At 65.8% G+C, this 19,300-nt stretch carries 14 protein-coding genes, 1 tRNA gene and 1 pseudogene; 5 read left to right on the forward strand and 11 right to left on the reverse strand.

What is annotated here, in order from left to right; genetic code table 11:
• Positions 1-9 precede the first annotated feature (9 nt).
• The 3 genes from proB (at position 10) to F7R02_RS08760 (ending at position 4,819) form a co-directional block, all read left to right on the forward strand.
• Entirely contained in the window at positions 10-1,167 is a 1,158-nt protein-coding gene (gene proB / locus F7R02_RS08750; RefSeq protein WP_078589417.1) for a glutamate 5-kinase, read from the forward strand.
• Positions 1,168-1,298: 131 nt separating this feature from the next.
• Positions 1,299-2,543, forward strand: a complete 1,245-nt coding sequence (locus F7R02_RS08755) for a glutamate-5-semialdehyde dehydrogenase (protein WP_078589414.1) — start codon at positions 1,299-1,301, stop codon at positions 2,541-2,543.
• A 356-nt stretch (positions 2,544-2,899) separates the two neighbouring features.
• Positions 2,900-4,819 (forward strand): CocE/NonD family hydrolase, encoded by a 1,920-nt coding sequence (locus tag F7R02_RS08760; protein ID WP_078589412.1) that lies wholly within the window; start codon positions 2,900-2,902, stop codon positions 4,817-4,819.
• Here F7R02_RS08760 and F7R02_RS08765 read toward each other — a convergent pair.
• From F7R02_RS08765 to F7R02_RS08785, 5 genes and pseudogenes are all read right to left on the reverse strand, one after another.
• A complete protein-coding gene (locus F7R02_RS08765; RefSeq protein ID WP_167521000.1) occupies positions 4,800-6,026 on the reverse strand; it encodes a CynX/NimT family MFS transporter in 1,227 nt (408 codons plus the stop codon). The genes F7R02_RS08760 and F7R02_RS08765 overlap by 20 nt on opposite strands.
• 123 nt (positions 6,027-6,149) lie before the next feature.
• Positions 6,150-6,226 (reverse strand) — tRNA-Pro (locus tag F7R02_RS08770).
• A 59-nt stretch (positions 6,227-6,285) separates the two neighbouring features.
• Positions 6,286-6,396, reverse strand: a complete 111-nt coding sequence (gene cydX / locus F7R02_RS08775; protein ID WP_005922536.1) for a cytochrome bd-I oxidase subunit CydX — start codon at positions 6,394-6,396, stop codon at positions 6,286-6,288.
• 85 nt (positions 6,397-6,481) lie between these two features.
• On the reverse strand, positions 6,482-7,633 hold the full coding sequence (gene cydB, locus F7R02_RS08780; protein ID WP_078589409.1) for a cytochrome d ubiquinol oxidase subunit II: 1,152 nt from the start codon (positions 7,631-7,633) through the stop codon (positions 6,482-6,484).
• A gap of 16 nt (positions 7,634-7,649) precedes the next feature.
• A pseudogene (locus tag F7R02_RS08785) lies at positions 7,650-9,272 on the reverse strand (cytochrome ubiquinol oxidase subunit I).
• A gap of 152 nt (positions 9,273-9,424) precedes the next feature.
• Between F7R02_RS08785 and cydD the strand changes: the two are divergent.
• Together cydD and cydC are read left to right on the forward strand one after the other, a co-directional pair.
• The gene (gene cydD / locus F7R02_RS08790) at positions 9,425-11,161 is read left to right on the forward strand and encodes a thiol reductant ABC exporter subunit CydD (RefSeq protein WP_078589407.1); all 1,737 of its coding nucleotides are present in this window, start codon (positions 9,425-9,427) and stop codon (positions 11,159-11,161) included.
• Positions 11,158-12,798: a thiol reductant ABC exporter subunit CydC gene (gene cydC / locus F7R02_RS08795; RefSeq protein ID WP_078589405.1), complete on the forward strand. Its 1,641-nt coding sequence runs from the start codon at positions 11,158-11,160 to the stop codon at positions 12,796-12,798. Before cydD ends, cydC begins: the two co-directional genes overlap by 4 nt.
• Positions 12,799-12,915: 117 nt before the next feature.
• On the opposite strand, the gene F7R02_RS08800 is transcribed toward cydC, so the two are convergent.
• From F7R02_RS08800 to F7R02_RS08825, 6 genes are all read right to left on the reverse strand, one after another.
• Positions 12,916-13,530: a DUF1294 domain-containing protein gene (locus F7R02_RS08800; protein WP_039576668.1), complete on the reverse strand. Its 615-nt coding sequence runs from the start codon at positions 13,528-13,530 to the stop codon at positions 12,916-12,918.
• 150 nt (positions 13,531-13,680) lie between these two features.
• Positions 13,681-14,883, reverse strand: coding sequence for a homoserine O-acetyltransferase MetX (metX, locus tag F7R02_RS08805; protein ID WP_078589403.1), 1,203 nt, complete (start codon positions 14,881-14,883; stop codon positions 13,681-13,683).
• 308 nt (positions 14,884-15,191) lie between these two features.
• Positions 15,192-16,205: a tetratricopeptide repeat protein gene (locus F7R02_RS08810; protein ID WP_167520996.1), complete on the reverse strand. Its 1,014-nt coding sequence runs from the start codon at positions 16,203-16,205 to the stop codon at positions 15,192-15,194.
• The gene (locus F7R02_RS08815) at positions 16,205-16,639 is read right to left on the reverse strand and encodes a cytochrome c-type biogenesis protein (RefSeq protein WP_167520997.1); all 435 of its coding nucleotides are present in this window, start codon (positions 16,637-16,639) and stop codon (positions 16,205-16,207) included. Before F7R02_RS08815 ends, F7R02_RS08810 begins: the two co-directional genes overlap by 1 nt.
• Entirely contained in the window at positions 16,636-17,238 is a 603-nt protein-coding gene (locus F7R02_RS08820; protein ID WP_007964622.1) for a DsbE family thiol:disulfide interchange protein, read from the reverse strand. Before F7R02_RS08820 ends, F7R02_RS08815 begins: the two co-directional genes overlap by 4 nt.
• A complete protein-coding gene (locus F7R02_RS08825) occupies positions 17,231-19,168 on the reverse strand; it encodes a heme lyase CcmF/NrfE family subunit (protein ID WP_078589445.1) in 1,938 nt (645 codons plus the stop codon). Before F7R02_RS08825 ends, F7R02_RS08820 begins: the two co-directional genes overlap by 8 nt.
• Positions 19,169-19,300 lie beyond the last annotated feature (132 nt).

The following is a 19,300-nucleotide window of genomic DNA, read 5'->3' on the forward strand; positions in this document are numbered from 1 at the left end:
GTCATTGCCATGAGCACGCCTGCCAGCACGTTGTTGCCCTTTACCGAGCAGGCATTGCCGCCATGGCGCCGTGCGGTGCTCAAGGTCGGCAGCAGCCTGCTCGCCGCCGATGGGGGAGGGCTGTCCCCGCGCTTCGCGCTCGGTCTGGCGCAGTTCGTCTCCGCCAATCTGGCAGCTGGGCGCGAGCTGGTGATCGTGTCGTCGGGCGCGGTGGCCGCCGGCCGTGCCATCCTGCCCAAAGCGGTGGATGTCGGCGCACCGATCGCGGCACGGCAGGCACTGGCCGCCTTGGGCCAGGCCCAGTTGATTGCGTTGTGGCAGCGCTTTTTCGAGCGACCGGTGGCGCAGGTACTGCTCACGCATGACGACCTGCGCAACCGTCGCCGCTACCTCAATGCGCGTGCCACCTTGGGCGAGTTGCTGCGGCTGGGCGCGCTGCCGGTGATCAACGAAAACGATACCGTCTCGGTGGATGAGTTGAAGCTGGGCGATAACGACAACCTGGCCGCGATCGTGGCTGCGCTGGTCGATGCCGACGCGTTGTTTATCGCCACCGATATCGATGGCTTGTATACCGCCGACCCACGCAGCAACCCGTTGGCGCGCCCGCTCGACGATGTGCCCGAGCTCACCCCGGAGGTGCTGGCGATGGCCGGCGGCAGCGGTAGCAACGTGGGGACCGGAGGCATGCGCACCAAACTGGAAGCCGCTGCAAAGGCCGGCGCGGCCGGCATCGAAACCTATCTGTTCAACGGCCGAAGTGGCGAGGTGGTGCGCGCCCTGGCGCTGGACCGCCTGCGTGGCACGCGGATCCACGCCGCACGCACGCGCATCGCTGCGCGAAAATACTGGCTGCGGCACGCACCGGTGGAAGCGGGCGCGATCCTCATCGACGACGGCGCCGCAGCGGCCTTGACCGGCAAGGGCGCTTCGCTGTTGCCAGGCGGGGTGGCCGGCGCGCAGGGCGATTTCCGTCGCGGCGACATGGTGGAGATCCGTCGGCGCGATACCACGGGCGACGAACAGTGTCTGGCACGCGGCGTCAGCCAGTATTCGGCCCTGGATATCCGTCGTATCGCAGGCCGCCATTCGCGCGAGATCGAGAACGTGCTCGGCTACAGTTACGGCGAGAACGTGGTGCATCGCGATGATCTGGTGGTGTTGTAGCGGGGGAATGGAGAATCGGGAATGGAGAATCGCAAAAGCTTCGCACCGAGCGTTTCCCAGCGCCGATTCCGTCGCAGTAAAGTGATGCCGCGTGCTTTTACCATTCCTGATTCCCCACTCCCGATTCTCCAATGACCATCAAAACGCTCGCTCTGCAATGCCGTGACGCCGCGCAGGTGGTGTCGCAATTGTCTGCACAGGCCAAGCAGGCCTTGCTGGAGGCGATGGCTGCCGCGCTGGAAACCGATGCCGCGGCGATTCTGGCCGCCAATGCGCGCGATCTGGAGGCCGCGCGTGCCAAGGGCACCGGCAGTGCCATGCTCGATCGGTTGGCACTCGATCCGCAGCGCCTAGCCGGTATCGCGACTGCGTTGCGCGAGGTGGCGGCCTTGCCCGATCCGGTCGGCCAGGTCACGCGCGAGGACATCCGCCCCAACGGGATTCGCGTGCAGAAGGTGCGTGTGCCGCTGGGCGTGATCGCGATGATTTACGAGGCGCGGCCCAACGTCACGGCAGACGCTGCCGCGCTGTGCATCAAGGCCGGCAATGGCGTGATCTTGCGCGGTGGCTCGGAGGCGATCCATTCCAATACCGCCATTGCGCGCGCACTGCAGGGCGCCTTGCGCGAAGCCAATGTGCCGGAAGCGGCGCTGACCCTGGTCGAGGATCTGCGCCGCGAGACCATGCTGGAGCTACTGCAGCTCAACGACATCGTCGATCTGGCGATTCCGCGCGGTGGCGAAGGCCTGATCCGGTTCGTTGCGGAGCACGCGCGCGTGCCGGTGATCAAGCACTACAAGGGTGTGTGCCATCTGTTTGTGGATGCGTCGGCGGACCTGGCGCTTGCACTACGTCTGTTGATCGATGGCAAGGCGACGCGGCCGGCCGCCTGTAATTCGCTGGAGACCTTGCTGGTGCATGCAGACATCGCCGAGCGCTTTCTCCCGCTTGCGGCGCAGGCATTGCGCGAACGCAAGGTGGAACTGCGTGGCGATGCGGCGACGCGCGCGATGCTGCCCGAGATCGCTCCTGCAAGCGACGACGACTATGCCGCGGAATTTCTCGACCTGATCCTGGCCATCCGCGTGGTACCGGATCTGGACACGGCGCTGGCGCACATCCGCCAGTACGGCTCGGACCACACCGAAGTCATCGCCACGCAGGATGCCGACAACGCCGAGCGCTTCGTGCAGGCGCTACGCTCGGCGGTGGTGATGGTGAACGCCTCCTCGCGGTTTTCCGATGGCGGTGAACTGGGCCTGGGCGCGGAGATCGGCATCTCCACCACGCGCCTGCATTCGTACGGCCCCATGGGCCTGGAAGCGCTCACCGTGGAGCGCTTCGTGGTGCGCGGCGAAGGGCAGGTTCGACACTGATCGGTAAGGGCGCAACACCATGCTCGTCGGTTTGCGCGCGTTGCATCCATCTGCACCTTCGCCAGCACCACAACAGCAGCCCTGTAGTGGGGCGGCCTTCCACGAGCGTTGACAGGCCAGGGAGGCGCTAGTCGAGCGATGCGCGGTCGCGTGTTGTCTGGCGTGTGCTGCTGACGAACACAAGCTGCCGCGCATGTATCCAGCAGCCGACACCGCGCATCAGGCCTGCGCACCTGGTCGCCCACCATCCCACCGCCACTGCGCCACCTACCGCGGCAACCACGACCTTTGACACTCCCCCGGCAGCCCGCTCCTGCCTACAGTCGACGACTGCCCCCGCACTTCCGGAGTCGTCCATGCGCCGCCTTGCCACCTGCCTGCTCGCCACCGCCACCGCCATCGCCGCCGCCAGCGGCAGCGCCTGGGCGCAAACCTCTCCGATGACGCCGGACATCACCGGCAAGCCGTTCGTGGCTGCCGATGCCAGCAACGACTACATCAAGCGCGAGGTGATGATTCCGATGCGCGATGGGGTCAAGCTGCACACGGTGATCGTGCTGCCGAAGGGCGCCAAGAACGCACCGATCGTGCTGACACGCACGCCCTACGACGCCAGTGGCCGCACCGAACGGCTGGCTTCGCCGCATATGAAGGACCTGCTGTCTGCCGGCGACGACGTCTTCGCGGAAGGCGGCTACATCCGCGTGTTTCAGGACGTGCGCGGCAAATACGGTTCCGAAGGCGATTACGTGATGACGCGCCCGCTGCGTGGGCCGCTCAATCCCAGCGAAGTCGACCATGCCACCGATGCCTGGGACACCATCGATTGGCTGGTGAAGAACGTCAGCGAATCCAATGGCAAGGTCGGTATGATCGGCTCGTCCTACGAAGGGTTCACCGTGGTGATGGCGCTGACCAACCCGCATCCCGCGTTGAAGGTGGCGGTGCCGGAAAGCCCGATGATCGACGGCTGGATGGGCGACGACTGGTTCAATTACGGTGCGTTCCGCCAGGTCAATTTCGATTACTTCACCGGCCAGCTCAGCAAGCGCGGCAAGGGCGCCGGCATCGCGCGTCAGGGGCACGACGATTACAGCAATTTCCTGCAGGCCGGCTCGGCCGGCGACTTCGCCAAGGCCGCAGGCCTGGAGCAGTTGCCGTGGTGGCACAAGCTCACCGAACACGCCGCCTATGACGCGTTCTGGCAGGAGCAGGCGCTCGACAAGGTGATGGCGCGCACGCCGCTGAAGGTGCCCACGATGTGGCTGCAAGGCCTGTGGGATCAGGAAGACATGTGGGGTGCGATTCACAGCTACGCGGCGATGGAGCCGCGCGACAAGCGCAATACGCTCAACTACCTGGTGATGGGCCCGTGGCGCCACAGTCAGGTGAACTACGACGGCAGTGCGTTGGGTGCGCTGAATTTCGAAGGCGATACCGCGCGCCAGTTCCGCCATGACGTGCTGCGCCCGTTCGTCGATCAGTACCTGGTCGATGGCGCACCCAAGGCAGATACGCCGCCGGTGTTCATCTACAACACCGGCGAAAACCACTGGGATCGGCTCAAGGCGTGGCCGCGCAGTTGCGACAAGGGCTGTGCGGCGACCAGCAAGCCGCTGTATCTGCAGGCCGGCGGCAAGCTGTCGTTCCAGCCGCCGGTGGCCGGGCAGGCGGGATTTGAAGAGTACGTGTCCGACCCGGCCAAGCCGGTGCCGTTCGTGCCGCGCCCGGTGGATTTTGCCGATCGCGCGATGTGGACCACCTGGCTGGTGCACGACCAGCACTTTGTCGATGGCCGCCCGGACGTGCTGACCTTCGTTACCGAGCCGCTGACCGAGCCGCTGCAGATCGCCGGTGCGCCTGACGTGCATCTGCAGGCCTCCACCAGCGGCAGCGACAGCGATTGGGTGGTGAAGCTGATCGATGTGTTTCCGGAGGAGATGGCGTCGAACCCGAAGATGGGCGGCTATGAGTTGCCGGTGTCGCTGGCGATCTTCCGCGGCCGCTACCGCGAGAGCTTCAGCACGCCCAAACCCCTGACGTCCAATCAGCCGCTGGCATTCCAGTTCGGCTTGCCGACCGCCAACCACACCTTCCAGCCGGGCCATCGGGTGATGGTGCAGGTGCAGTCCAGCCTGTTCCCGCTGTACGACCGCAATCCGCAGACCTACGTGCCCAATATCTTCTTCGCCAAGCCTGGCGATTATCAGAAGGCCACGCAGCGGGTGTACGTGTCCCCCGAGCAGCCCAGCTACATCAGTCTGCCGGTACGTTGAGCGCGCGGGCACCGCGTGCCGGCGGCGCCCACGCATCTTCCAGCAACTGCGGGCGGCAGACCACCCAGGCGGCGGCCAGTTGCACCAGCAGGCAGATGACCAGGAACACGAACGGGGAAGTCCAGCCGCCGCTGTGCGCGTGCAGCCAGCCGAACAGGAATGGCCCCAGGCAGCTCACCGCATAGCCCACGCCCTGCGAGAAACCGGACAGTGCGGCCGAACCGGCCGCCGTGCGGCTGCGCTGATTCACCAACACCAACGCCAGCGGAAACGTGCTCGGCCCCAGTCCAAGCAAAGTCACCCACAGGACCGGTGCGGCCAGCGGCGCCCACCACAGCCCGGCGAACGCGACAAGGTGACAGGCTGCGCATAGCAGCACGATGGGAAACGGGTTACGCATGCGCACCGCCAGCGCCGGCATGGTCAGCGCGCCGACCATGCCCAATGCCGCGAACAACGCCACCATGGTGCCGCCGAACGCAGGCGATGCGCCGGCTTCGCGCAGCAGCGTCGGCAGCCAGGTGAACATGGAATAGGTGACCAGCGAGGTCATGCCGAAGGTCACCGCCATGCTCCAACCCAGCGCAGTACGCGCGACGCGGCCTTCGGCCTCGGGCGTTGGGGTCACCGGTGCCGGGCCGGTGGCGCGGATACGCCGGTGGCTGGCGTGCACCAGTGCCCACGCCGCCGATGCCAGCAGAGCCGGCAGCACCCACACCACCATCGAACTGCGCCAACCCAGCGCATCTGCCACCGGCACTGCCAGCAGCGCCGGCAGCAGCGTGCCGACCTGCAGCACGGTGATGTACAGCGTGCTGACACGGCCCACGCGGTCGCCGAAGTAGCGCTTCACCAGCGGCGGCAGCACCACGTTGCCCATACCCATGCCGGCCAACGCCACCAGCGAGCCGACCAGCAACCCGGCGGTGCCCGGCAGCAGCGGGCGCAGGACCAACCCAAGCGTGGCCAGCGCCATCGACAACAGGGCCGCGCGCAGCAAGCCGAAACGGCGCAGCAACGCGGGCGTCGCCACGCCAGTGAGTGCGAAGGCTGCGGTCGGCAACATGCCGAGCGCACCCATGGTGGGCGCGCCGAAGGCGTACTCGTCGGCGATGCGTTCCAGCAGCGGCGTCAGCGACGTCACTGCGGTACGCAGGTTGAATGCGGACAGCAAGATCGCGGACAGTACCAGGCTGCGGCCACGCAACTGGGCGGACGAAGAAGACGCGGCAGTGACAACGGACATGACAGACCATCCGCGTCGCGCACGTGCGTGCAACGACGCCTGAAAACACAAAACCGGCACGAGGCCGGTTTTGTGTTTTGAAACTGGTCGGGGAGACAGGATTCGAACCTGCGACCTCTACGTCCCGAACGTAGCGCTCTACCAGACTGAGCTACACCCCGAAGGAGCCGCGTATGTTACATAGGGAATGGGGAATCGGCAAGCATCTGATGAAATTATTTTACTGAGACGGTTCGCCACGCTCGGGCTCGCGTGCTTCGAACCACATGCCGTTGAGCACCGCGGCCAATGCCGCCAGGCCGGTGCCGAGTATCCATGCGAAATACCACATTGGTGTGCTCCTCGAATCGTTGAAAAAGATGGGGACGCGCGGTGCGTCAACGGCAGCACAGGCATTGCGATCGCTGCCGCGGCGCTCAGTACGCGTTGGGATTGGCCGTGACCGCATCGTCGGTGACCTTGCCCTTGAGCACGCGATATACCCAGCTGGTGTACGCCAGCACGATCGGCATGAACACGGCAGTGGCCAGCAACATGATCCACAACGTCAGACGGCTGCTGGATGCATCCCACAACGTCAGGCTCATGCTTGGCGCCGTGGAGGAGGGCAGCAGGAACGGAAACAACGCAAAGCCCACTGGGAACACGATGCCGACGATGGCGCTGCCGGAGGCGATGAAGGCCAGGCCACCGCGGCGCACGCGTAACAACACCGCGCTCATCGCAAGCCCGGCCAGGCCCACCAGCGGCGCCATCAACGTGGCCGGCATGCTGCTGTAGTTGTGCAACCAGCCGCCCGCGGCGGTGAGCGCAGCGGTCTTGCCGAGCGGGTTGGTGGCCGCGTCGGTCGCCAGCAACGAGGTCACCGCATAGCCGGGCAGACCCAGCGCCACCCATGCGCCGCCTGCTGCAAACAGTGCCAGCGCACACAGCGCAGCGCTGCTGCCGAACCGCGCCGCGCGCGCGGCCACCGGGCCATCGGTCTTGAGCACCAACATCGCGGCGCCATGCGCCAGCAGCATCGCCACGCTGAGCAAGCCGGCGAGCAACGCGAACGGCGTCAGCAGCCCCAACAGGTTGCCGGTGTAGAACGTGCGCATGCTGTCGTCGAAATGGAACGGCACCCCCAGCAGCACATTGCCGACCGCCACGCCCATGATCAGTGCCGGAATGAAACCGCCGACGAACAACGCCCAGTCCCAATTGCTGCGCCAGCGTGCACCTGCCAGCTTGCCGCGGAACTTGAAACCGACCGGGCGCAGGATCAGCGCGAACAGGATCAGGAACATCGCCAGATAAAACCCGGAGAAACTCACTGCGTACAACGGCGGGAACGCGGCAAAGATCGCGCCGCCGCCCAGGATCAACCACACCTGGTTGCCTTCCCAGACCGGGCCGACGGTATTGATCACCAGCCGGCGTTCGGCATCGTTGTTGGCGACGAACGGCAGCAGCGCGCCCACGCCAAGATCGAAGCCGCCCATCACCGCGTAACCGGACAGCAGCACGCCGAGCAGCAGCCACCAGATCACGCGCAAGGTTGTGTAATCGAGCAATACGAAATCCATGATGTTTCTCCTTCGCCTACGGTGCGCTGCCGGCCACGGCACCGGAACTCAGCGGTGCGTGACGCGACGGGGCATGGTCTTGCAGGGCGGCGGGCGATGCGTTGGGCAGCATCGGCGGGAACAGCACATCCGGGCCCTTGTTGATGGTCTTCAGCGACAACTTGATCGCAATCACCAGTAGCGCTGTGTACAGCGCGGTGAAGCCCACCAGCGTCAGCACGATCTCGTACAGATCCAGCCCGGAAGCGGCGTAGAACGTGGGCAGCACGCCTTCCACCGCCCACGGCTGGCGGCCGTATTCGGCAACGAACCAACCGCATTCGATCGCGATCCAGGGCAGCGGCAACGTCCATAGGGCCAAGGTCAGGAACCAGCGTTTTTCCTGGAAGTTGTGCTTGCAGGCAAGCCAGAAGGCGACAGCGAAAAACGCGATGAGATACATGCCGATGGCGGCCATGATGCGGAAGGTGCAGAACAGCGGCAGCACGCGCGGCACGGTGTCCATCGCGGCCTGGGCAATCTGCTCCGGCGTTGCATTGCCGATATCGTCGCGGTAGCGCTTGAGCAGCAGGCCGTGGCCCAGGTCCTGCCAATGCGCATCGAAAACCTTGCGCGCTTGGGCATCGTTCCTGTCGGCGCGGATGCGTTGCAGTGCGCCGTAGGCGATTTGACCGCCGCGGATGCGGTGTTCGGCACGGCCCACCAATTCGAGAATGCCTGGAATTGGCTCGTCCAGCGAACGCGTGGCGATCAATCCCATCAGGTACGGAATCTTGATGGCGTAATCGTTGCGATGGGTGGTCTGGTTCGGAATGCCGAACGCGGTGAAGTCGGCCGGCGCAGCTTCGGTTTCCCACATCGCTTAGATGGCGGCCAGTTTCATCTTCTGGTGTTCACTGGCGGCGTAGCCGCTCTCGTCGCCCAGCACCACCACCGACAGCGACGACAGCAGACCGAACGCTGCGGCCACCGCAAACGAACGCCGCGCCATTTCAATATGCTTGCCGCGCAATAGATAAAACGCACTGATCGACATCACGAACACCGCGCCCAGCACGTAGCCCGCGCTGACGGTATGCACGAACTTGGCTTGCGCCACCGGGTTGAACAGCACCGCCACGAAATCCACCACTTCCATGCGCATGGTGTCCGGGTTGAATACCGCGCCGGCCGGATTCTGCATCCAGCCGTTGGCGATCAGGATCCATAACGCGGAGAAGTTGCTGCCCAGCGCCACCAGCCACGTGGTGACCAGGTGCTGCACCTTGCTCAGGCGATTCCAGCCAAGAAAGAACAGGCCCAAAAAGGTGGCTTCCAGAAAGAACGCCATCAGTCCCTCGATCGCCAGCGGGGCACCGAAGATGTCGCCCACGTAATGGCTGTAGTACGACCAGTTCATGCCGAACTCGAACTCCATCACGATGCCGGTGCCGACACCCATGGCGAAGTTGATGCCGAACAGCACACCCCAGAACATGGTCATGCGCCGCCAGATCTGCTTGCCGGTCATGACGTAGACGCTTTCCATGATGCCCAGCAGGAACGACAGACCCATGGTGAGCGGCGGAAAGATGAAGTGGTACATCGCGGTGACTGCGAACTGCAGCCGCGACAGTTCGACAACTGTCGAGTCGATCATGGCGGGTGGGCCTGGTTGAGGGTCGGTAAGGAATGTGGCGATCATCTGCCGCGATCGCGCCGGCCGCGTTGATCCAAATCAATGCGGCCCTGGACAGGTGCGTCACACTGTCTATCCCCCGACCGGGAGGCGGCGACTTACAATCGCGTGCAATGCGCAGTCTTCAGAAGAGCCACGTGAGCCAGCCCAGCGTGCAAGCCAGCGAAACGCCCGCCCGGCGCCGTCAACGCGGCCACTGGCTGGATGCGCTTGCCGCATCTGCCACGCGTTCGCGGCGGCTTGCCGGGGTTGCGGTGGCGTTGTCGGGTGTGTTGCTGCTCGTGCAATCGGCTGCGATCGCCTGGCTGGTACAGGCGGTGCTGGTGCAGCACCTGGCGTTGGCGCAATTGCGCAACGTGGGCGCGGGCTTGCTGCTGGCGCTGATCGGGCGCGCGCTACTCAACGCCTGGGCGCAATCGCTGACCGGTGAAGTGGCCGACGTGGCCAAACGCGAACTGCGCGCGCGCATTGCCAGACGCCTGGTGCAGCACGGACCGCTATGGTTGCGCCGGCAGCGCAGCGGCGAACTGGGCGAATTGAGCCTGGCGCATACCGATGCACTGGAAGGCTATTTCGTCGGCTACCAGCTCGCGCGCATCGAAATGTTGCTGGTGCCGCCGCTGATCCTGATCGCGGTGTTTCCGGTCGATTGGGTGGTCGGGTTGGTGTTGCTGCTTACTGCGCCGCTGATTCCGTTCTTCATGATGCTGGTGGGGTGGGGCGCCGAGGCCGCAGGGCGCGAACAAGTCGGCGAGTTGGCGCGCATGGGTGGGCATTTTGCCGATCGCCTCAAGGGCCTGGGATTGCTGCGCGTGTATGGCCGCGGCCAGGCTGAGTTGCAGGGCATTGCCGCCGCTGCCGAGGGCGTGCGCGAGCGCTCGCTGAAAGTGTTGCGCATCGCATTCCTGTCGTCGACCGTGCTGGAATTTTTTGCCTCCGTCAGTGTGGCGATCGTGGCGCTGTACTTCGGTTTGAGTTATTTGGGCATGCTCCATCTGCACGGTATGCCGTCGCTGGGCGCGGGCATGTTCTGCCTTTTGCTGGCGCCGGAATTCTTCGCGCCCCTGCGGCGCTTGGCCGCGCATTACCATGACCGCGCAAACGCCTTGGCTGCAGTGGCCGAGGCCGAGCGGTTGCTGAAGGGTTTCCAGCCGGCTGCTGTTGCAGACACCGGTGCGCCACCCGCACGTGCCCTGGAGCCGGCACACGCGCATGCGCCCTTGTTGCAGGCACGTGGATTGGCGCTGCGTCCTGCCGGCGCGCCGCAGGTGGTGGTCAAGGAGTTTGCGTTGACGCTGGAGCCCGGGCAGCGTGTTGCAGTGATCGGTGCCAGCGGCAGCGGCAAGAGCACGCTGTTGGAAGGACTCGCTGGTTGGCTTGCACCCGAGGCGGGCAGCGTGGCCGTGCGCCCGGGTGCGCGCATTGGATATGCCACGCAGCGGCCCTACCTGTTTCACGGCAGCATCGCCGACAACCTGCGCCTGGCCGACCCGCAGGCCAACGATGCGCGCCTGCACGCGGTGGCCGAGGCGGCGCAAGTGCTGCGCTTTGCCGCGCACTTGCCGGCCGGCCTGGACACGGTGATCGGCGAGCGTGGCTTGGGTTTGTCCGGTGGCGAAGCCCGCCGGGTGGCGTTGGCGCGGTTGTTGTTGCGCGAGCCGGATGTGTTGCTGCTGGACGAACCCACCGCCTTTCTCGACCCGGACACCGAAGCGGACTTGCTGCGTACGCTGGGCATCTTTGCGCGCGTCCGTGCGGTCGTTCTGGCGACGCACAGCGCTGCGGTGATGCGTTGGGCCGACACGGTGATCGATCTGCGCGGCGCGACGGTCACGCTGGAGGCACCATGAGCCGCGCCCAGCCTGATCGTGTGCGCGATGTGTTCGGTCGGCATGCCTGGCGCCTGCTGTTGTCGGCAGTGCTGGTGCTGGTCACCATGCTTGCCGGTGTCGGCCTGCTGGGCTTGTCCGGCAGCTTCCTGACCGCCGCTGCGCTGGCAGGCGTTGCCGGTATGGGGACCGGCTTCAATTTCTTCTCGCCCTCGGCCGGCATTCGCGCCTTGACCTTCGCGCGTATCGTGTCGCGCTACGGCGAAAAGTTGATCGGGCACGATGCCACCTTGCGCATCGCCCGCGATCTGCGGGTATGGTTTTTCCGCCGCGCCTTGCCGCTGGCACCCGGGCGATTGTCGGCCACCCGCACCGGCGATCTGCTGGCGCGGCTGATGTCCGACATCGGCGAGGTCGACGGCCTCAGCGTGCGCGCATTGGCACCGCTGGCCGCGTTGCTCGGCATCTGGCTAGGCGGTGTCGTCGCCGCTGCACTGATCTATCTTCCCGCTGCATGCTTGTTGTTGGTGCTCGGCGTGCTGATCGGTGGGCTGGTGCCGTGGCAGGTGGCACGCGGCGGCGCGCAGCGCGAGCAGTTGCGTGCGCAGCAGCGCACCACCTTGCGCACGCAGGCCTTCGAAGGCCTGGAGGGCGCGGCCGACCTTGCTGCGGTCCATGCGCAGGGCGCCTGGCTGCAGCGCAGCGACGCCGCCGCTGCCGCCGTCACCGGCGGCGATCACATCCAGCGCAGACGGCTGATCACCGGCAACCTGCTGCATGCGCTCTGCGGCGGGCTGGGGCTGGCCGGCATGCTGTGGCTGGCACTTGGTGCGGCCGAACGCGGGCTGATCGCCGCCGAGCTTGCTGCGGGGTTGGTGTTTTTGACCATGGCGTTGCTGGAAGTCTGGGCCGGTGCCGGGCTGGCGTTGCAGGCGCTGCAAAGCGCACGCGTTGCCGCCGGGCGCCTGCAGGCCATCGTCGATCAAGCGCCATCGGTGAGCGATCCGGCGCACGCAATCGACGTGCCGCGCACCGGCACGCTGCAATTGCAGCAGGTGTCGTTTGCCTGGCCCGGTAGCGCGCGCCCGGTGCTGCATGGGCTCGATCTGACCCTGGCGCCGGGCGAGCGCATCGCCATCAGCGGCGACAGCGGCAGCGGTAAAAGCACATTGTCGGCGTTGTTGCTGCGGCTGTGGGATCCGCAGGCCGGGCAGCTGCGCTACGCCGGCATCGACCTGCGTCACGTCGCACAGGCGCAATGGCACCAGCGTATCGCCTGGCTGCCCCAGAACGCGCCGGTGTTTGCCGGCAGCGTGCGCGACAACCTGCTCATCGGCGACGCCACTGCCGACGATGCCGCGTTGTGGCAGGTGCTCGAGCAGGTGCGCCTGGGCGCGTGGGCCAGTGCGAACGACGGCCTGGACACCTGGGTCGGTGAAAACGGCGCCACACTGTCTGCCGGCCAGGCGCGCCGGCTCGCCCTCGCGCGCGCACTGCTGCGCGATGCCCCGATCCTATTGCTCGACGAACCCACCGATGGTCTGGACGTGGATACCGCCGACGCGCTGCTGCGCGACCTGGCCGCCGCACTCGGCGAACGCTCGCTGGCGATGATCACCCACGACGCGCTACCGCCTGGTGTCGTGCAACGGCATTAACGGATGCGTGAGGGAACGCTGGAGTTGCTCGATCAGAACGCGTAGCCAATCGCTGCGGTCCTCGACCGTGGTCACGGGGTGAGCGTTGATCACCTGACCACACGTTGTTGATCGCGTTCAATCAAACAGCGCCGGAAGCGTGGCCATCAGGTCGGTCTCGGTCACTGCCAGTACCAGTGCGCTGACATTCAACGCAACCGTGAGCCAGAACGTCAGCTGAAACGCCGCCTTGCTGCATTTGTGCCGGTGGATTTCCTGCGCCAGCAATGCACCTGGCCAGCCACCGATCAGCGCCAGCAGGTGCAAGCTGGATTCGGGTGTGCGCCATTGATTGCGTTGCGCGGCCGATTTGTCCATCGCATAGATCAGCAGCGTGACCAGGCTGGCCGCCGCGTACCAGAGCGGGACGATCACCGGTAGCACGTGCATCAGCGTGGCCGCCGCCAAGGCGAGCATCGACACCGCAGCCAGCGTCTTGCGCGGCAACCCGCTGCGACGTTGTTCGGTTCTGGCGGCGGTGGTACGGTCTGCCCAACGCACTTGCGTGGCATTCAGGCGCTTGTGCGCATCGCGTTCGATTGCATACGTGATGATCTCCCCATCGCGCGGGCGACGCGTCTGCTGTGTAAATGCGCTGATATGGACGAATGCACGGTCGCCACCACCATGGGGCGTGACGAAGCCAAAGCCCTTGTGATCATTCCAGTCGCTGAGACGTCCCTGATAGCGCATTCGCATCGCTCTGTTGGATGGCGTGGCTTGCCGGTGCGGTCTGCGCGCGTATCACGCATCAATTGCTCAGCCGGCAAAACAGCGGTGATGGTTACCGTATTGCAGCAACATCGGCCGATATTCGGCAGCGCAGAGCGAGCTTCAAGGAGCTCAACAGTCCTGCAAAAAGTCGCTCACCGCTGGGCCGAACCGGGCGAAATCGACCAGGAACGCGTCGTGGCCTTGCGGCGAATCCAGGCCGATGAATTGCGCATCGGCGCCGCCGGCGCGCAGGCCGTCGGCGATCTGTTCCTGCTGCTGCACCGGGAACAGGATGTCGGTGTTGGCGCCGATCGCCAGCGCACGCGCGATGCGGATACGTGCCAGGCCGGCAAGCACGGTGTCGGCGGTCGAGACGCCGGTCTGTGGCTTGGCGGAAGCGGGCAGGGCATCTGCACGGGCATTGTCGATGGCAGAGCCGGCAACCGGTCTTTCCTCGACATACTCGGCCAGGTCGAACCAGTCCATCGAGCGGCTCAGATACAGATAGCAGTTTGGGTCGAAAAAACGCACGAAGCGGCGCGCGTGGCCTTCCAGATAGCTTTCCACCTGGAATTCCAGCCCGAACGGATCATCGGCCGCCTGCTCGGAATCCAGCCGCACGCGGCCGAAACGGCCGTCCCATTCCAGCGCCGAACGATACGTGATCACGCCGAGTTTGCGCGCCATGCGCATGCCCGATTCCGGGTAGCGCACATCGTCGTAGTGGCCGCCGTTCCAGTGTGGATCCAGCCGGATCGCCTCGCGTTGCAACGAGCGTATCGCGATCGAAAACGGCAATGCCTGCGCGCTGCCGGAAATATTGATGTGGCTGCGCGCGATGCCGGGATGGCGCAGCAACAGCGCCAGCGCGGTCATGCCGCCCATCGAGTTGCCGATCAGGCAAGCCAGCTGCGCGATGCCCAACGCGTGCACCACGTCGGCTGCGGCATCGGCCACGTCTTCGATCGACAGGTCCGGAAAGCTGAGGCGATACGGCGCGCCGGTGGCTGGGTTTACCGAGGCCGGCCCGGTCGAGCCCTTGCAACTGCCTAACGAATTGACGCAGACCACGAACCAGCGTGCGGTATCGATCGGCTTGCCCGGCCCTAGCATTCCTTCCCACCAGCCCGGCTCGGGGTTGGCCTGGTTTGCCGCTGCGTGCGCATTGGGCGACAGGCCGGTGACGATCAGGATCGCGTTGCTGCGATCTGCGGCCAGCGTGCCCCAGGTCTCGTACGCAACGCGTGCCTGATGCAGCACGCCACCGCGTTTCATCGGAAATGGCGAGGGCAGGGCGTGGTACAGCGTGCCGGCAGGGATGAATTCAGTCATGGGCCAATTCTAGCTGGCACTGCGCGATGGTGCTGGGGGCATGTGAGGTTCGGAAATGCAACGAAGTGAGGGTCGCTCATTGGTGCAGTGAGCAGGTTGCTGGCCGGCGTTGCATACGTTCGTCTGCATGCCCCATGTAGACAACGGAGCATCCGGCTCCGCACCTAACTTCGCAAACTCCGCTTGACTTCCGTCGATACGCGGCGTGATGTCGCTTTCAGTACAGCGCCATGGCGGCGCGAAGATCAAGTGTTTGCCCGCGTCAGTTAGGGCGGTGATGTCGCCCGTCACGCGCAATGCGTCAGCCATCAGCGGCCGATCACCAGTTCCACCTGTGCGGCTGCAGGCAATGCGATCGTCACCGGCGCGCTTTCCACGTCATCGGCCTGGCGCATGGCGTTGCCGCTGCGCGACAGCCGTGCCAGCAGCTGTACATGGTCCAGCGACGACAGCGTGCGCGTCGGCATCGGGCTGTCGCCATCGTCCAGCGTGAGGGTCAATGGAAGCTCGCTCAGCGTGTGTTTTTCCACCGCCACCGGCATCGGCGTGTCGGCCGCGCGCGCGATCACGAACACGCTGGTATCGCCGGGCAATCCGGCGCGCTTGGCGAATTCGGCGTCCAGCGTCACGCGCACCTGGATGCGTTTGCCACTCGCTGCAGCGGCGGTAGGCGCAGCCGGTGCCTGGATCGGCTCTAGCCTGGCTTCCTGTCGCGCGGCGTTGATCTGTTCGAGCAGGCCGGGGCGAGTCTTGGTATCGACCACGCTCAGCAACGGCTCCCACGTCGCACTGGCCTTGGCCGGCTCGCCGGCCTGGCGCTGCACCACCCCCAGGAACCAGCGCGCGCGTTGATGGTCCGGTTGCATCGCCAGCGCGTGTTCGAGCAGGCGCATGGCTTCCGGATCCGGGCGGCCGCTGTCGTCGGCAAGCATGCGCGCCTGCGCCGCGGCGACCAGCACGTCGGCTTCGTCCGGACGCAGTGCTACCGCGCGTGCGAAGGCATCGCGGGCTTCGGCAAATTTCTGCTGGCTGGACAGTGAGCGCCCCAGCAACACCCAGCCCTCGGCCTGATCGGGGTTGCTTACCAACGCCGCGCGCAGCTGCACGATGGCTTCGTCCAGCGAACGTGGCGTGGGCAGGCGATTGGTCGGCTGCGTCATGGCGCCTGGCGTTCCGACCAGCCAGTACAACGCCGCACTCGCGGCCAGCAGCAACACCGCCACGCTCGCAGCCAGGCCGCGCGCGTCGCGCCACAGCGGGCGCAACACCAGGCCGAGCGCCAGCAGCGCAATCACGAGCCCCGCGATGACAAAGCCGGCCATCACCACTCCTGCTCATCGGCAGGCACGGTAGGCGCGGCCACGCTGCGTTTGCGTACTACCAGCGCCACGGCGCCCGCGCCCAGCAGCAACACCAGCAGCGGGCCGAACCATAGCAGCCAGGTGCGCGACTCCACGCGCGGGCGGTACAGCACGAACTCGCCATAGCGCGCGACCAGAAACTGGCGGATCTGCGCATCGCTGCGACCTTGGTGCATCAGAGCCAGCACCTCGCGGCGCAGATCCTGCGCAATCTGCGCGTTGGAATCGGCCAGTGACTGGTTCTGGCATTGCACGCAGCGCAACTCGGCGGTAAGTGTGTGAAAACGCGCCTCCTCTTCGGCCGATGCATAGCGCAGCGGCGCCGGATCGCCGACCGGCTGGGCGAATGCCAGCCAGGGCAGCAACAGCAGCGTCAGCAGCCAGGCGCGCCTCATTGTTTGGCGTGCAGGTCCGGTGCGGCGGTGGGGGAACGTTCGATCTGGCTCAGCGCCGGAATCAACTGGGTGTCGATGATGGATTGGGTCAGCATGCCGCTGTACTTCCAGCGCACCACCCCACGCCCGTCGACCAGGAAGGTTTCCGGTGCAGCGGCGATGCCGAAATCGATGGCGGTGCGGCCATCTTGATCGGCGACCACCAGCAGATACGGGTTGCCGAGTTGTTCGAGCCAGCGCAGCGCATCATTGCGCTCGTCCTTCCAGTTGTAGCCGATCACGCGCACGCGCTTGGTCAGTGCGAAGCGGCTCAGCACCGGGTGTTCTTCGCGGCAGGCCGGGCACCAGCTGCCCCACACGTTGATGATGTACGGCGCGCCGCGCAGTTCGCGCGCATGCACCACGATGGCAGGGTCGTGCAGCAGCGGCAGCGCGAATTCCGGCGCCGGTTTGCCGATCAGTGCAGAAGGCAGGGCATCGCGATCGTCCTGACCGGAGCGCACCACCGCATAGACCAGCAGCGCTGCCAGGGCGAGCAGCAGCACGATGGCGCCCACGAGAACCGCAGTGGGCAGACGGGGTGAACGTGACTCAACCATCTTGGATCTCCGGAGAACGACGAAAACGCCGGTCGGCCGCGGTCACCAGGCCGCCGAGCGCCATCAGCAGCGCTCCCAGCCAGATCCAGCGGACGAACGGTTTGAGGTGGACACGTACCGCCCAGGCCTGGTTGCCCAGCGGTTCGCCAAGGGCGACATACAGGTCGCCAAACGGGCCAGGGCGGATCGCCGCCTCGGTCAACGTCTGGCCGCCACTGGCGTAGCGGCGCTTTTCCGCATGCAGCATGCCCGCCGGCGCATCGTCCTTGAACACCTGCAGGTTGGCACGGTCGGACACGTAATTGGGCCCGCGCAGTTCTTCCAGCCCGTCGAAATGCAGTGCATAGCGGCCGATCTGCACCTGTTGCCCGGGCGCCAGCGCCACTTCGCGCTGCAGGCTCAATCCCTCCACCAGCATGGCACCGGACAGGAACACCGCAACGCCCAGGTGCGCCAGCACCATGCCCAGCATCTCGGCGGTGAATTTGCGCCCCTTGGCCGCCCGCCGCGTCCACAGAAATCGCGCGGTGCCCAGCAACACCCAGGCTGCACCGGCGACACCGAAGGCGGCTTTCAACTGCCCCTGCGGCGCGGCGAACCAGGCCAGCACGCCGGCAGCCAACGCCAGGGCTGCCCACGGCGCCAGCAGCGCCAACGGCCGCGAGGCCTGTTCGCGCTGCCAGCGGGTGAGCGGGCCGAAGGGCAGCAATGCCACCAGCGGCGCCATCAACACCACGAACAAGGTGCCGAAGTAGGGCGGGCCAACCGACAGCTTGCCCAGCCCCAAGGCATCGGCGAGCAGCGGATACAAGGTGCCCAGCAACACCATTGCGCAGGCGCAGGTGAGCAGCAGGTTGTTCAACAGCAACAAGGTTTCGCGCGAACTGCCGGCGAATGCGCGACGCGGATCGTCCGCCACCGACAGAAGCGGCGCGCGCAGCGCATACAGCAGCAACGAACCACCGACCACGGCCAGCAGGAATACCAGAATGAACAGCCCGCGCGACGGGTCGGCGGCGAACGAATGCACGCTGGTCAGCACGCCCGAGCGCACCAGAAACGTGCCCAGCAGCGACAGCGCAAAGGCGGCGATCGCCAGCAACAAGGTCCAGCTGGCGAAGCTGCCGCGCTTTTCGGTCACCGCCTGCGAATGCAACAGTGCGGTGCCCACCAGCCACGGCATGAAACTGGCGTTCTCCACCGGGTCCCAGAACCACCAGCCACCCCAGCCCAGCTCGTAATACGCCCACCAGCTACCGAGCGCGATGCCGACGGTGAGCATCGACCAGGCGACATTGGTCCACGGCCGCGTCCAGCGCAGCCAGCACGCATCCATACGGCCTTCCAACAGTGCGGCGATGGCGAATGCGAACGGCACCGAAAAGCCGACGTAGCCGCAATACAGCATCGGCGGATGGACGATCAGCCCCGGATCCTGCAGCAGCGGATTGAGGTCCCCACCCTCCAGCGGCACCGGAAACAACCGCGCAAACGGGTTGGAGGTGAACAGCAAGAACGCCAGAAACCCGATGCTCACCAGCGCCAAGACGCCGAGCACGCGCGCGATCACATGCGCCGGTAGCTGCCGCGACCAGATCGCCACCGCGCCGGTCCACAACGCCAGCACCAGCGTCCACAGCAGCAGCGAGCCTTCGTGCGCGCCCCACACTGCCGAATAGCGGTACATCACCGGCAGCAGGCTGTTGGAATTCTCGGCGACGTAGCGCACCGAAAAATCCTGCACCAAGAAGGCGTGCGTCAACACGGCGAAGGCCGATGCGATCAGTGCCAGCTGCACCAGCGCCGCCGGTCGCGCCACGGCCATCCAGCTGCTGCGTCCGCGCTGTGCGCCGGCCAGCGGCACCACGGCCTGCACCAGCGCCACCAGCAGGGCCAGCACCAGCAGCAACGTCCCGAGTTCAGGAAGCATCGGGTCGGCGCGTTGTCGAGCATGGGCCAGTGCCACAACGGCAAGTGCACTGCCGAGTCCGAATTCCGGCAGCAGTTGCACCTGCTTGCCCACGCGCGGTGACATCATTAGCTGCGCACGCACCGCGCAAGC

The organism is Xanthomonas cissicola (genome assembly GCF_008801575.1).
Classification (GTDB): Bacteria; Pseudomonadota; Gammaproteobacteria; order Xanthomonadales; family Xanthomonadaceae; genus Xanthomonas; species Xanthomonas cissicola.

Coding starts and splice junctions, on each gene's coding strand:
- proB (WP_078589417.1), top strand. CDS start 10: ATGAGCACGCCTGCCAGCACGTTGTTGCCCTTTACCGAGCAGGCATTG.
- F7R02_RS08755 (WP_078589414.1), top strand. CDS start 1,299: ATGACCATCAAAACGCTCGCTCTGCAATGCCGTGACGCCGCGCAGGTG.
- F7R02_RS08760 (WP_078589412.1), top strand. CDS start 2,900: ATGCGCCGCCTTGCCACCTGCCTGCTCGCCACCGCCACCGCCATCGCC.
- cydX (WP_005922536.1), bottom strand. CDS start 6,396: ATGTGGTATTTCGCATGGATACTCGGCACCGGCCTGGCGGCATTGGCC.
- cydB (WP_078589409.1), bottom strand. CDS start 7,633: ATGGATTTCGTATTGCTCGATTACACAACCTTGCGCGTGATCTGGTGG.
- cydD (WP_078589407.1), top strand. CDS start 9,425: ATGCGCAGTCTTCAGAAGAGCCACGTGAGCCAGCCCAGCGTGCAAGCC.
- cydC (WP_078589405.1), top strand. CDS start 11,158: ATGAGCCGCGCCCAGCCTGATCGTGTGCGCGATGTGTTCGGTCGGCAT.
- F7R02_RS08800 (WP_039576668.1), bottom strand. CDS start 13,530: ATGCGCTATCAGGGACGTCTCAGCGACTGGAATGATCACAAGGGCTTT.
- metX (WP_078589403.1), bottom strand. CDS start 14,883: ATGACTGAATTCATCCCTGCCGGCACGCTGTACCACGCCCTGCCCTCG.
- F7R02_RS08810 (WP_167520996.1), bottom strand. CDS start 16,205: ATGGCCGGCTTTGTCATCGCGGGGCTCGTGATTGCGCTGCTGGCGCTC.
- F7R02_RS08815 (WP_167520997.1), bottom strand. CDS start 16,639: ATGAGGCGCGCCTGGCTGCTGACGCTGCTGTTGCTGCCCTGGCTGGCA.
- F7R02_RS08820 (WP_007964622.1), bottom strand. CDS start 17,238: ATGGTTGAGTCACGTTCACCCCGTCTGCCCACTGCGGTTCTCGTGGGC.
- F7R02_RS08825 (WP_078589445.1), bottom strand. CDS start 19,168: ATGCTTCCTGAACTCGGGACGTTGCTGCTGGTGCTGGCCCTGCTGGTG.